The organism is Streptomyces sp. NPDC043867 (genome assembly GCF_056435845.1).
In genome coordinates, this window is sequence record NZ_JBWKDS010000003.1 from 297,120 (window position 1) to 311,548 (window position 14,429).

General features: G+C 64.8%; 9 protein-coding genes and 1 pseudogene. 4 read left to right on the plus strand and 6 right to left on the minus strand.

Features of this window, described 5'->3' with window-relative positions:
- The first annotated feature begins 221 nt into the window (after positions 1-221).
- Both AC069T_RS04895 and AC069T_RS04900 read left to right on the plus strand, forming a co-directional pair.
- A complete protein-coding gene (locus AC069T_RS04895; RefSeq protein ID WP_478781361.1) occupies positions 222-7,412 on the plus strand; it encodes a polymorphic toxin-type HINT domain-containing protein in 7,191 nt (2,396 codons plus the stop codon).
- Positions 7,413-7,512: 100 nt separating this feature from the next.
- On the plus strand, positions 7,513-8,268 hold the full coding sequence (locus tag AC069T_RS04900) for a barstar family protein (RefSeq protein WP_478781362.1): 756 nt from the start codon (positions 7,513-7,515) through the stop codon (positions 8,266-8,268).
- A 101-nt stretch (positions 8,269-8,369) separates the two neighbouring features.
- Here the strand turns inward: AC069T_RS04900 and AC069T_RS04905 are convergent.
- From AC069T_RS04905 to AC069T_RS04925, 5 genes and pseudogenes are all read right to left on the minus strand, one after another.
- Positions 8,370-8,697, minus strand: a pseudogene (locus AC069T_RS04905) (tyrosine-type recombinase/integrase); the annotation flags it as partial.
- A gap of 45 nt (positions 8,698-8,742) precedes the next feature.
- Positions 8,743-9,090, minus strand: a complete 348-nt coding sequence (locus AC069T_RS04910) for a hypothetical protein (RefSeq protein WP_478781363.1) — start codon at positions 9,088-9,090, stop codon at positions 8,743-8,745.
- Positions 9,087-9,308 (minus strand): LexA family protein, encoded by a 222-nt coding sequence (locus AC069T_RS04915; RefSeq protein ID WP_478781364.1) that lies wholly within the window; start codon positions 9,306-9,308, stop codon positions 9,087-9,089. Before AC069T_RS04915 ends, AC069T_RS04910 begins: the two co-directional genes overlap by 4 nt.
- Positions 9,309-9,689: 381 nt before the next feature.
- Entirely contained in the window at positions 9,690-10,604 is a 915-nt protein-coding gene (gene ku, locus AC069T_RS04920; protein WP_478781365.1) for a non-homologous end joining protein Ku, read from the minus strand.
- Positions 10,605-10,782: 178 nt separating this feature from the next.
- Positions 10,783-11,529, minus strand: coding sequence for an MFS transporter (locus AC069T_RS04925; protein ID WP_478781366.1), 747 nt, complete (start codon positions 11,527-11,529; stop codon positions 10,783-10,785).
- Positions 11,530-12,091: 562 nt separating this feature from the next.
- Here AC069T_RS04925 and AC069T_RS04930 point away from each other — a divergent pair.
- Positions 12,092-12,328, plus strand: a complete 237-nt coding sequence (locus tag AC069T_RS04930; RefSeq protein ID WP_478781367.1) for a DUF397 domain-containing protein — start codon at positions 12,092-12,094, stop codon at positions 12,326-12,328.
- Between the two features lie 123 nt (positions 12,329-12,451).
- Positions 12,452-13,372 (plus strand): helix-turn-helix domain-containing protein, encoded by a 921-nt coding sequence (locus tag AC069T_RS04935; protein WP_478781368.1) that lies wholly within the window; start codon positions 12,452-12,454, stop codon positions 13,370-13,372.
- 197 nt (positions 13,373-13,569) lie between these two features.
- Here AC069T_RS04935 and AC069T_RS04940 read toward each other — a convergent pair whose 3' ends face one another.
- Complete coding sequence (locus AC069T_RS04940) at positions 13,570-14,376, minus strand: SAM-dependent methyltransferase (protein ID WP_478781397.1); 807 nt, start codon at positions 14,374-14,376, stop codon at positions 13,570-13,572.
- Positions 14,377-14,429 lie beyond the last annotated feature (53 nt).

The window sequence follows — 14,429 nt, forward strand, 5'->3', positions numbered from 1 at the left end:
CATCCGAGAGGGCGCTGCCGTCCATACACGGCCTGACCAGCCGTTTCAGTGGTTGCGCTAGCAGCTAGCGGCTGTGAGGGACATCACTGGGGGTGCGGGGAGCCCGAGATCTCAGGGTCTGTTCACACGGTGTTCACAACAGTTACTGTCCCGAGTAACTGATCAAATTCTGTGTCAGGTCGTGTCACCGCGCTGGGGAGCGCGGTCGTTGTCCTGCCCGGATGCTGGCGGTTCAGTTTGTTGGATTGCTTGCCTGCGTGAGCCGCGGGTGGCTTGGGGTGGGAGTTCGGGTGGCTGCTCGGCGTTCGCGTGCGCGTTTTGTGTCGGTGGGGGTGGCAGGTGCGCTGCTAGCCAGCCTGCTTTCGACGGTATCGGTTGTGGCGCCTCAGCAGGCGACCGCAGCGAACGATGACCGGATCCCGGTCGTTCCCTCACAGCCACTTGGTTCGGTGCCGGCGCAGCAGGCGGAGGAGGTCGGGAAGCCGCTTCCTGCTCCGGAGTGGCCGGTTGCGGCTGAAGCCACGGTCGACCTGTCGCAGGCGAAGCCGGGTGATCCTGGAAAGATCATTACTCCTTCGCCCACCGCCTCGCAGGGCGATAGTGCACTCCAGATGGGTGACGTGGTCGAGGTCGCTCCGGTTTCCGATGCTGAGGGCGCGACGACGCAACTATCAGCCTCGCGGTTGGCGGAGGGCCCCACCCCGTCTGTGAATCCCAGTGTTTCCGAAAGCCTCGATCCTGGCTCTTCCGCCGGTCCGGTGGCGAGCGAAAGCACCACACCGCAACCCACTGATCCGCCATCGACGCAGCCGGACGACGACCCTATGTCACCTGAGCAGGTTGACGTGCGGGTTCTTGACCGTAAGGACGTTGAGCCCGCCGGTGGAATCGGGCTGGGACTGCAGGTTACGCGCACCGACGGCGTGCAGGTGCCTGGTCAGGTGCAGGTAGGGATCGACTACTCAGGCTTCAAATACGCCTACGGTGCCGACTTCGCGTCCCGGCTGCGGCTAGTCAAAATGCCTGCTTGCGCCCTGGGTACCCCTGAGGCGGAGGGTTGCACCGATCGCGAGTTCGTGGAGGCGGAGAATGACACCGCCACGGGCACCTTGACAGCAACGGTGACAGCGTCCCCGGACACGGAGGATTCGGGCACGTCGACGCAGCTGATGCGCGAGGTCGGGGCGAGCGGTGCCAGCGTGTACGCGCTGACCTCCGGCCCCTCGTCGGACCAAGGTGATTACCGGGCCTCCACGCTGTCTCCGACCGGCTCCTGGGACGTGGCCACCGGATCCGGCGCGTTCACCTACAACCTGCCGATCCAGCTGCCCGCGCCGCCGATGGGTTCGGCGCCGTCGCTGGGTATGAGCTACAACTCGCAGTCGGTGGACGGCCGCACTTCTGCCAGCAACAATCAGGCCTCGTGGTCCGGCATGGGCTGGGACCTCAATGTCGGCTACATCGAGCGCAAGTACCGCAACTGCACCGAGGATGGTCTGTCAAACATTGGCGACCTGTGCTGGGACTCACCGAACTCGACGAAGGAGCCCTCCGGTGCCGTCTATGTCATCAGCCTGAACGGCACCACCTCAGAATTGGTCCAGGACAACAATGGCACCGGCTCCTATCACCTGAAGGATGACCCGGGCTGGCGTGTCCAGCGTCTGCTCAACGGCCACGGAGCAGGTCGCGACGGCGAATACTGGGTGATTTCTACTCAGGACGGGCAGCGTTTCTACTTCGGATGGGGCCGTTCCGAGCGCACCGGTACCGCCACGGCGTCGGTGTTCACCGTGCCGGTGGTCGGCAATGACGCAGGCGAGCCGTGCCGCGACCAGTTCCCCGTGCCATGCACGCAGGCCTGGCGCTGGGGCCTGGACCGCGTAGTGGATCCCAACGAGGTCGAGACGATGTACTTCTACGACAAGGAGTACAACCACTACCGATCCGTCGCCGACACCGACAAAGCCCGCGAGTACGTCTCCTCCGGCTACGTGAAGGAGATCCAGTACGGCTGGTCCTCTCAGATCACCGACGGCAAGGTCCCGGCGAAGGTCGAACTCAGCCACGTCAACCGGTGCATCGAACGCATCCAGGAGAACGATCCGCTGCGCGACGCACCGAAGACCTGCCCGACATTCGACGACAAGCCGACCTCCTATCCAGACGTGCCCGTCGACCTGATGTGCGATGGCACATCAGCGGACTACAACTGCGCCGGCAAGACGTACTACCCCACCTTCTTCTCCACCGACATGCTGTGGGACATCAAGACCTACGTCAGTGACCAGGACGGCAGCGGCTGGGACCTGGTGCAGCAGTACCAGAACAAGTACGGCATGCCGAACCCTGAAGGCACGATCGGCAAAACCCTTTGGCTGGACTACGTACAGCGGAAAACCTACGGCGCCGCGGGTGACGACGACGACATTGTCCTGCCGGTCATCAACTTCAACCGGATCGACCTCGACAACAAGGTCGGCTCCTCTGAGCTGAACTTCCCCCGCATTGCTGAGATCCACGGTGATCTCGGCGCCACCACCAGCGTCACGTACGGCTTCGCCAATGCCTGCGACATCGATCACCTGCCGTCCCAGGAATCGAACACCCAGGACTGCTTCTGGCAGAAGTGGAAGCCAGACGGCGCCACCGACTCCAAGACAGGCTGGTTCAAGAAGTTCCTGGTCAAGGAGGTGACGGTCGACCCCACCGTCACCACCAACCAGGTCGGATCGCCGCTCATGACCACCTCGTACACCTACGAGGACGGCGCCGGCTGGCGCTTCACGAACAACCCGCTGACCAAGGACGAGGACGAAACCTGGTCCGACTGGCGCGGCTACCAGGAAGTCCAGGTCACCACCGGCGCTGGTACTGGTCAGAAGACCATGAAGTACTGGCTCTACCGGGGCCTGGACGGAGACCGCACCTCCAAAACAGACACGTCGGCCACCAAGAGCGTCACGGTGAACGACGGGGACGGCAACAACTACGCCGACCATTCCTGGCTGTCCGGACGGACTCTGTCCACCTCACTGCGCGACAGCGCGGGCACTTCGCGCGAGCGGACCTACCAGACCTACTGGGACCACAACACCGCCCAGTACGACGGCCTGCCCGACGCCCGATTCGTCCGCGAGAAGACGACCACCACCAGGACCCTCATCAAGAGCGGCGCCTGGCGCGAACACGTCGTCGAGAACCAGTACGACGCCAACGAAGCCGCCTCCACCACGTTCGGCCTGCCGATGCGCACGGACGACCGCGGCGAGACAGACATTTCCGACAACCGCTGCACCGCATACGGACGCGCCTACAACACCGATAACTACGACTCCACAGGCGCCCAGCGCTGGACCGTCCTCCAAGACCAGGTCAAGCACTACTCCGTCGGCTGCTCAAGCATCAGCGACAGCAACCAGAACGGATACACCAGCACCCTCTACGACAACTCCACCAGCGTCGACGCCAACAAGCCCGTCGACGGCAACGCCACCGAAATCCGGACCTACACCGAATCAGGCACCAACCGCACCGAGGGCGCCGGCTACGACGCGGCAGGCCGACCGATCTGGGCCGAGGACGGCTACGGCAACCGCACCACCACGAAATTCGACCCCGCCAACACCTGGCCCCTGAACGGAATCACCACCACCACCCCCGACCCCGACGGCGCCGCCTCTTCCCGCGGGCCGCTCGCCTCCACCATCTGGCGCTCCCGGTACTGGGCAACACCCACCACCATCAAGAGCGCTAACGGCGACGACACGAAGGTGACACTCGACTCCGCAGGCCGGGTCACGGAGGTGTGGAAGCCGACCGAGACCGGTAGCTCACCGTCCTCAAAGTTCACCTACAGCGTCCCCACATCCACCAACAGCGCCGGAGTTCCCGACTCGGTCGACGGCTACCCGCACATCACCACCCGCCTCCTGCAGTCCGGCACCCTCTACTTGTCCTCGCACCAGTACACCGACGCCCTCGGGCGGGCCAGGGAAACGCAGCAGCCCATCGGGGACGGCATCGACCCCACTACAGGTGCAGAGGTACCCAACCGGCAGGTATCGGTCACCCGCTACGACTCCGCCGGGCGAGTCGCGGGCGCATCGGCCGTCTTCCGTAGCCAGGGCACCGCCGGATCAGGCGGTCCCACCAACCCCGACATCGAGGACCTCCCTTCTTACACCGACCTGGTCGTGGACTGGGCGGGACGGACTGTCACCTCGAAGATCAAGGTCAACGGAGTCGACCAACTCGCGGGACGCGTCGACACCGCCTACGACGGCGACTTCACCAGCGTCCGTGACGCTGCCGACGGCGCCGACGGCGCGGTCGACACCTACACCGACGTCTACGGCCAGGTGTCCAAGGTCGTCGAGCACAACGGCAGCTCCACCTACACCACCAGCTACAGCTACACGGGCAACGGCGAACTGGAAACGATCACCGACCCGCGCGGCAACAACACCGTCAACACCTACGACTGGGCTGGACAGCGCCTCACCACCGATGACCCGGACGCCGGATTCTCTTCAACGGAGTACGACAAGAACGGCCAGGTCAGCAAGACCATCAGCAACGCTGGGGCCACCGTCCTGGACTACAGCTACGACTACCTGGGCCGGGCCACCTCGGTGCGCAGCGGTTCGACCGAACTCGCAGCTTGGACCTGGGACGGCCCGAATGTCCCCCGAGGCAAGGGCCGGATCACCTCTGCCACCAGCCGCGACACCTCCGGCAACACGTACACCACCAGCGTGGGCGCGTACGACGCGCGAGGCCGTGCGCTGAACACCACGGTCACCCTGCCCGCAGCCGTCACCGGCCTCGCCGGCAGCTACACCACCAAGGTCACCTACGACGCAGCCGACCACGTCACCTCGACGACCTACCCGGCCGCAGGCGGCCTCCCCGCCGAAACCGTCAACAACACCTACGACTCCTATGGCCACCCCCGCGGCCTCGAGTCCACCCTGCAGAACTACATCCGCACTACTGCCTACGATGCCTACGACCGCCTGACGGACCGGTACTACGGCTCCGAATCGCTGACTTCCGGGGCCGGCGCGTCAGCCCAGCGCACCTACAGCTACAACGACAGCAACGGCACCCGTGCGCTGCAGAGCGTGGCGACGACCACCACCGTGAACAAGACGGTCAGCGAGAAGCAGAAGGACAGCTACACCTACGACCTCGCGGGCAGGCTGATCGAACTGCGCGAACAGGCAACCGGCCAGACCGCTCAGTCACAGTGCTTCCACTACGACAACCAGGGCCGGCTCACCGACGCCTACACCCACACCACCACGGGACTCTGCGCCGACGACAGCAAGATCACCTCAGACTTCAAGGGCACCGACCCCTACCAGTCCGCCTACACCTACGACCGCCTCGGCAACCTTCAGTCGATCACCGACACCAAAGCAGGCGGCACCGCAACCACCCGCGACTACCTTTACCCCGGCTACGACGATGCCGGCACCTGGACAACCCCCAACGCCAACCAGCCCCACGGCATCCGCAAAACCCTCCACAAAACCGGCGCCACCACCACCCAAACCGACACCCTCACCTACTTCGACGACGGCGCCATGAAGCAGCGCATCGAAGGCGACACCACCACCGACTACACCTGGACCAAGCAGGGACAGCCCGCGAGCGTCAAAACAACCAACAAGACCACCGGCAGCCAGCTCACCCGCTACGCCTACGACGCCGACGGCAACCTGCTCGTCCGCACCACCCCCCAGGAAACCATCGCCACCATCGACGGCATGGAGCTGCGCACGGACGGCACCACCGTCACGGCGACCCGCTACTACGCCAGCGGCCCCACACCGGTCGCCATGCGCACCACCAAGGGCACCAGTGCCACCAACGGCAAGCTCACCTTCCTGACCAGCGACACCCAAGCTTCCACCCAGCTCACCATCGACGCAGCAACCGGCACGTCAACCCGCCGCCGCTACACCCCCTTCGGAGACCAACGCAGCGGCACTCTGCCCACCGGAACGGACCGAGGCTTCCTGGGCAAGACCGAAGACACCAGCACCGGGCTCTCCCTGCTCGGCGCCCGGGCCTACGACCCCACCCTCGGCCGCTTCCTCAGCCCCGACCCCCTCGTCTCTCCATTCAACCCGCAGAACCTCTCCGCCTACAGCTACAGCAACAACGACCCCATCAACTACTCCGACCCCAGCGGGCTCAAGCCCGAAAGCCTCTGCGGCAAAGAAGGACACTGCGCCGACGGCACACACGAAACGTTCACGCCGAACGACGACGGGTCGTGGACTCAGAACACCTACTCGAGTCAGACAGACTCACGCGACGACGGCTCAACCCTGTTCACCTACACGGAAACCCACGGCGACAAGACCGTCATCTACCACATCAGTGTAGGAAGCTACGGCATGGCCTACGGAATCGTTCCCCAGGGCGAGAACCGGAGGATCACCCAAGCGAAGGATCTATTCAAGGCCTTCGTATTCGACTACGAACTGGCCGGAAACTGTACGCACGACCTTTCATGGGGTTGCAGCTGGCTGGCAGCTGACGTTCCTTTCCTCAAAATCTTCAAGCTCGGCAAGGCGGTCAAGGGCGCGAAGACCACAGGCGGAGCCAGGGTAATCGACGATGTTCTCTCAGGGTGCAAGTGCTTCCTTGCCGGCACAGATGTCCTCATGGCAGGCGGTAAGACCAAGGACATCGAAGACGTCAAGGTCGGCGACAGAGTTGTAGCGACCGACCCCGAGACTGGAAAATCCGGCCTCCAAAGAGTCACCAGAGTCATCGTCACCGACGACGACAAGCACTTCAACGAGTTGTCCATCGCCACGGAAAACGGGATTGAAAAGCTCAGCGCTACCCATGAGCACCCCTTCTGGTCTCAGTCGCAGCGTAAATGGGTGCAGGCGGGGCAGCTCAAGCCCGGCACGACTCTGCTAACAGACTCAGGCAAGTCGGTCCTCGTAACCGACAATCGCGACTACGTCAGACATGCACGTACTTTCAACCTGACGGTCGAAAGTACGCACACATACTATGTGCTGGCGGGCTCGACTCCGGTCCTCGTTCACAACAGCAGTGGCTGCCCTATCGGGAAGCTGTCGGATCCGCTTCCGCAGGGGATGTCGAGGCACTTCGTCAATGCCTATGACGAAATCAGGGCCGGGAGAGGCGTTCCGCAGACGGATCCTGCCACGGGAGCGCAGAAGGTATTCCAAGGTAACGCGAGGCACGAGAAGCGGTGGGCGGGTGCCTTGGAGTATCGAGTTCCCGGATCTAAGGGTGACAGCGCTCGGATTCTAGCGAAGACCCTGCCCGATGGTCGGACAGTGATGGGGTGGACGAATGACCACTACAAGACGATCAAGCCCTTCAGTGCGCCACACTTCCCTGACTCTGGGTGGTAGCAGGTAGAAGTGCATGCAATGGAGAGTCCGGAGGGGTCTCCGTCAGACTTCTCCGGACTCTCCGCTATAATTCACCTGGTTGATAGTGGGAAGGTGCGAGATGAGTGAAAGCGGCCCGGTTATTCCGCTCTATCGCCTCGTCGAAGAAGAGTCCGGAACAGTCATCATCGCGGCGCATGAAATCAATGGGTTCTTTGTGGAGTCGGGTCACGCACAGTCAGAGGACATCTTGATCTTCGGGTCTGCGCGAGAACCGGTCCGCCTCGCCAAGGACCTGTCAGACGTAGAGCTGCGCGTGGTCAACTCACTCGGCAAGGCAATCGGGTCGTATTACATCGGGCGGGTGGGGCTGCGCTCTACGTTCGAGGATAAGGGAGGCCCCGGGCGGGGTGGCTTTGTTGCGACCTTCTATGGCTATACCTGCCCGTACGTCGCAGCGGGAGCGATCTGGCGTCGATGGGCTTCAGGGAGCCCCCTCACAAAGGGGGAATGGGTAGGGTATCCCGTCAAATCGCATGATAGCTGGCTCCATGTGGTGCAGAACTCTTGGTTCGAAACTGGGCATGCGGCTAAGAGGTACGGCGTTGGAGAAATCTGCGTAATCGATGGAAGCCAGATCGTCGGCGAAGGCAGCTTCTATTGCGCGCTTGGTGAAGCGGTTAATGGTCCCGGTGGATACTTTGGATCCACTCTTGACGGGCTTGCTGATTGCCTTGCGTCGTCTCGAAGTGCTAGTGCTCCGTTTAAGTTGGTTTGGGAACACTTTTCCGGTGCGCAAGAAAGGATGGGCGCCTCGCTGGCGGCCTCCGCTATGGACGTTCTGAGACAATTCGGCATAGACGTGACACTCAGGTAGCAGCGCTTGGTTTCTAGGCATTGGAAGTCAAAAAAATCAGAAGGCCCATCAGGCGGTCCCTGGTGGGCCTTCAGCGGGTCTTGACGGCAGTAGTTGACGGCAACGTCAGCGTACGAAGGCGGCGGTTCGTCGCCGTCGGAGCTGACCCTCTCGATGATCGACGAGCCGTTAAGCGCGGTGCCGAGCGTGTCGGTGGCGTCGCGCTGGAGGCGGAGTCGGACGTGGGCGTAGGCGGTGGCGGTGACGCCGATGTGGGCGTGGCCGAGGAGTTCCTTGATGACGACGAGTTCGACGCCCTCTTCCGGGAGCAGGGTGGCGGTGGAGTGCCTTAGGTCGTGGAAGCGGATGCCGCGGAGGAGGAGGGTAGTGAAGGTTGCGGGTGAGATTGGTCGGGTCGATCGGTGTGCCCTGCACCGTGGTGAACCGGTGGTGCGCTTCGTGCGTGCGGGTCGCCGGTCAGGGCCCGTGCCGGGGCTATGAGGCGGGGCGGGCGGGGTCGGTCGTGGACAGCTGGTACTCGTCGACGGGCGGGGCCTCGCCCGTGACGTCGTCGAGGTCGTCGTTCTGCGGGGCGGCCTCGCCTGTGTCGTCGATCATCACGCCAGGATGGCAGACGCTTCTGGCCTCGTCAGGCCAGGCCGTCAACGGAGTGCCCGTCTCCTCGTCGACGAGGGTGATGCCGGCCCCCGCCATCGCGCCGAACTCGCCGACCCGCGACGCCAGCTTCCGGTCGGCGGTCGCCTGGTCAGGCCACCAGCCGTGCATCACTGGCCGGCCACCGGTGGCCGGGGTGAGGTGGAAGCGCTCGCGGGGGTTGTTCACCTGAGCCGGATTCCGCGCGGCCGGTGCGGGTCGCGCTCGATGGCGCTCTTGGCCGTCAGCTCGCGCAACTGGTAATGGGCGCTGCCGACCGCCAGGCCTACCGCGGCTGAGACCTCGCGCACGGTCGGCGCCTCGCCCTCGTCGGCGATGGCCGTGCGGATGTAGCGGAGGGTGCGCTCCTGGGTGAGGGTGAGGTGGTTGACGTTGTGCTGACCCATACCTCGACTAGAGCATGTGTTCGAATATTGGTGCAACCTGGGAGTATGCACGACCTACCGCCCGACCTGCCCAGACTCCGCACCCTGCGTACCTGGCACGCGATGTGGGTCAAGCGCCTGGACAGAGTCATCGCCGATGCCGAGCAGCAGGAAGCAGCCGAAGCCCAGCGGCGCCGCGAGCACGCACCACCCCCACCAGCCTGGGTCGTCGAGCCCGACCCGTTCCGGCCCGCCCTGCACGCCGGCGACTGTACGCGCGCGCCGGCCGGCGACTCCGGTCACCGAGGAGGAAGCGCTGCTCGCGCTCCAGCAAAGCACCATCCCGTGCGTCGACTGCCAGCCCGACGTGAAGCTCGGCTACCTCGACGCCTGACAGCCGCCTCAAGCGCTGCGCCGCTTCTTCGCCGCTCCCTTCTTGGCCGCTTTCTTCGCGGCGGTCTTCTTGGCGGGCGCCTTCTTCGCCACCCTCTTCTTCGGCATCTCGTGGACGTCAGCGTCCCGCTCGGGCGCCTCCCCGCGCCCCTCCTGCGCCTTGCGCACCGACTCCTGCAGCGCCGCCATCAGGTCGACAACCTTCCCAGGCTCCTGCTGCTCCGGCGCCTTCGGCAGTTCCCGGTGCTCCCGCTTCGCCTCGATGACCTCGGCCAGCGCATCCGTGTAGCGATCGGTGAACTCCGGGCCCTCCAGCTCGTTGGCCGCGAGGCTGTCGATGAGCCGCTCAGCCTCCGCGATCTCCACGTCGGTGAGCTCCACCGGGGCTGGCGCCAGCTCGGCCGGGCTGCGGATCTCGTCCGCCCACCGCATCGCGTGCAGCACGATCACGCCGTCGCGCACCCGCAGCAGCCCCAGCCGCTCCCGCCCGGACCAGGCGAACTTCGCGATGGCCACCTTGCTGCTGCGCTCCAAGGCCATGCGGAGCAGCTTGTACGGCTTCGCCGCGACCTGCCCGTCCGCCTGCAGGTAGTAGCCCTCACCGATCCGGATCGGATCGATGGACTCGGCCGGCACGAACGCGTGGATCTCGATGGCCTTCGCCGTGGGGAGCGGCATCTCCCGCAGCTCCTCGTCGAGGACGGGCACGACTTGGTCCTTGGACACCTCGTAGCCCTTGCCGATCTCGCCCTGGGCGACCTCGCGGTCTTCGATCTCGCAGTACTTCCGCACACGGACGCGGGCCATGTCGTCGAGGTGGTACTGGTGGAACTGGATGCTGTGGTTCTCGGTGGCGCTGACCACGTGGATCGGCACGGTGACGAGACCGAAGCTGATCGCGCCTGACCAGATGGTTCGGGGCATGATGGACCTCCGCGACGTGCCCCGAGGAGGCCAGCCTACGAGCGGCTCGCGCCCGCCGCACGCGAGCATCCGCCAAGAGCTGCGAGGCGGCGATAGGGGCGCAGCCTGCAAGTACGTCGATCAGTGCGACGGGCGGAGTGCCGGTCCGCTCAGGCTCCTGATCCCAGACGGACAAGGATCAGCGCGTGACTTCTTCGCCAGCCTGATGGCTCAAAGCGGCAGATGTCTGGAGCGGGGATGCAGTGCGCCTGAGTGCGCGGACCTGGGGAGACGCCAGAGCCGCAACAGTGGCGAGTACGACGACAGCTGCGCAGCCGGCCAGAGCCGTGCCCGAACCGACCCCTTGTGCCACAGGGCCGGCGGCGAGCAGGGCGAGTGGGGCGAAGGCCAGGGATCCGAACAAGTCGTAGGAACTGACGCGAGAGAGGACCTGTTCAGGAATCTCGCGTTGAAGCGTGCTCGCCCACAGCCCGTTGAAGACGTCGCTGGCCACGCCTGCGCAGAACATGGCGGCGGCGATCAGCCAGACCGGCGCCGGGATATTCAGGAACACCATGGGCAGAGCTGCCGGGAACGTGGCGATGACCGCGACCAGGACCGGTCGGCTGACCCGAACCCGCACAGCCAGTCCGGCCCCGGTGATCGCGCCCAGAGCCTGGGCGGCCACGATGACCGACCAGGAACCGGCCCCACCCAGATGCTGCTGGGCCGCCAGCGGCCCCAGAACTCCGAGGGGTGCGCTGAATACGGAGACCACGGCCGTGCACTGGACGACCACTACCCACAGCCACTGCCGGGAGGCGAATTCCTGCCAGCCCTCACGCAGATCCGCCCCCACGGATGACGTCATGACCGGCCTTGCGGGCAACCGCAGGCGGCCCGTCAGCACCGCACTGACCACGAACGAGACTGCGTTCAGGGCCAAGGCCCCCGGCGGCGCGGACGTTGCGCGGGGGATTTGTGTGACCGGGACCAGGCAGAGGTCCGTCGGAGGGTGGGGCTGCGTGGGCCGACGGGGACTGTCAGTGGTTGCCGCTAGCGTCGTAACCATGCATCTCACCACCCGCCGTGGGCGTCTTCACCGAAGCACCTGTGCTGTCTGGTGCAGTCAGCACGAGACCCTGCGGGAGCGGATGTCCATGAGCCGCTGAAGGAACGAACGTACGAATACGCTGGCCAACCCCCAGCCTCCGACGAGTTGCCGGGCGCACGAAGCAGCCCCCGTGAGAACACTGCAGGGTACTCAACTCGCGCTGCCCGCAGGCACGTTACTGCTGCTTAGTCGACACTGCAGGCCTGCGGAGGTACCCCCTTTCGGGGGACACCGCAGCACCAGCCCGACCGGCTACGATCCTCGCGTCCCACCCCCATGCAATTGCATATGGGATCCCAATTCCCAGACGAAGCAATGCGGTGGCCCGTGTGCGGGATCCCAGAGGGTCCTCGCTCGGTGGGAGCAGCATCGAGCGAGAGAGAAGGCGGCAACGATGCACTACCGCAACGGAATGCAGGCCAGCGAGATCCAGAACGTCTCCTGGACCAGGAGCACACACAGCAACGCCCAAGGCGGCAACTGCGTTGAAGTGGCACGCCTGTCCGACGGCGGAGCTGCGCTGCGCAACTCCCGTGACCCGCACGGGCCTGCCCTGATCTACACGCGTGAGGAGATCATCGCGTTCGTGGCGGGTGCCAAGGACGGCGAGTTCGACCACCTGACCGGCTGAGCGGGCTCATCGGCGACCGCCCCTTACCCACGCCTTCGGGCTCATCGCATACGTCGGACATGCAGACCCTAAGTCTGCGAAACTGGCGCCGGTTCAGGGCTGTTTCCGCAGGGGGGCTTGTGCATGTCCGACGGTTCCGCGGCACGTGAGGACACGATTGCGTCGGCCACCGACATCGAGGGGCACAACGCCAGGCCGGAAATCGCTGCCCGCCTACTGGGAGAAGAACTGCGTCAGGCGCGCAAGGAGCGCCGGCTCGCGCTTCGGGACGTCGCTCCGGTCATCCGCGGCTCGGTGTCCAAACTCAGCCGTCTGGAGCGCGGTGAGAGCCCGCCCAAGGACCGTGACGTACGTGACCTGGTGGCGTTCTACCAACTGCCGACCGACCGTGCCCACGAAATCAACGGCCTGCTGCAGCAGGCCAAAGACAACGCATGGTGGCAGCAGTACGGAGACGTCACTCCCAACTGGCTCAAACGCTTGATCGGCCTTGAGTCCGGCGCCACCAGGATCTACTGCTACGAGAACCACGTCGTTCCGGGGCTGCTGCAAACCTCCGAGTACACGCGTGCCCTGGTGTCCAACGGACTGCCCAGCGCCAGCCAGGAGGAGGTGGAGCGCCGCGTGCGACTGCGGTTAGAGCGTCAGCGCGTCCTACGTGGGCATCACCGGCCGGCCATCATCGCGATGCTCGACGAAGGAATTCTGCAACGACCCGTCGGTGGCCCTGCAGTAATGAGCCGACAACTCAACCACCTCATCGACCTCTCGCACAGGGACGGCATCAACATCAGGATCGTTCCCTTTGAATGCAGTGCAAGTGTCGCACCGAGCTACCCCATCACTCACCTGACGTTCGGGGACGGCGGGCCTTCCGAGCTTGTCTACGTGGAGCTCATCGACAGCGCGATGTATCTCAGCAGGGGAGTGGAGATTGAACAGTACCGGCAGGTCCTGCTCAACCTCCTCCAGGCGTCAGCGCGGATGAAGGACAGCAGAGACCGGCTCGAAGAGGCCCGCGACCGCTACGCAGCCCTGGCCTGACACCACGCCCTCTTCTCCTGCCAGGTCAACGCTCCGTCGCCCGCGGCCATCGCCGTCCACCGTCTTTGCACCCCCTCGCCCACCAAGCAAAGGCGTCTACCCCCGCCCCCTGAGGGGAGGAGGGGGGCGCCCACGGGTGGCGGTACATCACAGGCATCTTGATGATCAGCAAGCGGAGCCAGGAGCTGCACCCGCCCTCACAGGCGGGCGACACCGCCCCATTCGACCCATTCCTCGTCCCCCGGCTCGGCCGCGCCGGGGTCGTCCGGCCGCCATAGCTGGACGTTGACCAGCCCCGGGTCAAGAATTTCGAAGTCGCTGAAGAAGGCCCGCACTTCGCTCTCCTCGCGCACACGACCCCAGTTTCCGTGGGTCGCCACGCGCATCAGCTCCGTCACCTGCTCACGCACTTCAGTGCGGCCGCTGACCAACTGGCAGACGACCAGGAAACTGCCCACGGGCAGCCGATCGGCAACGCGACGGACCAGATCCCCGGGATGATCGTCATCAGGCAGACAATGCAGCACCGATACGAACAGGGCCGCGACCGGCTGAGTGAAGTCGATCAGGTCCCGGACCTCGTGATGACCGAAGATCGCGTCAGTGTGCCGCATGTCCGCCTGCAGAACGAGGCAGTCGTCGTTCTCCTCCAGGACCGCGCGGCCGTGGGCCAGCACGCTCGGGTCGTTGTCGATGTACACAACCTTCGCCCCGGGGTTGATCCGCTGCGCGATCTGGTGCACGTTGTCCTGAGTCGGCAGACCGGAGCCGTGATCGATGAACTGGCGGATCCCGTAGTCGGCGGCGAGCACTCTGACGACTCTTTTAAGAAAGTCGCGATTGTGCCGAGCGAGGGAGCGGCTGTTGGGGGCAATTTCCAGCAGCTTCTCGCACTCCCGCCGATCGGCGGCGTAGTTCTCCACTCCGCCTAGCAACCAGTCGTACATACGCGCCACGCTTGGCGTGCGCACGTCAATCCCTTTTCCTTCTTCCCTGCCTGCCATCTGCGCCACGAAGCCCCCAATGTCCAAGCCGCAATCAGTGCCTCATGCTAGAG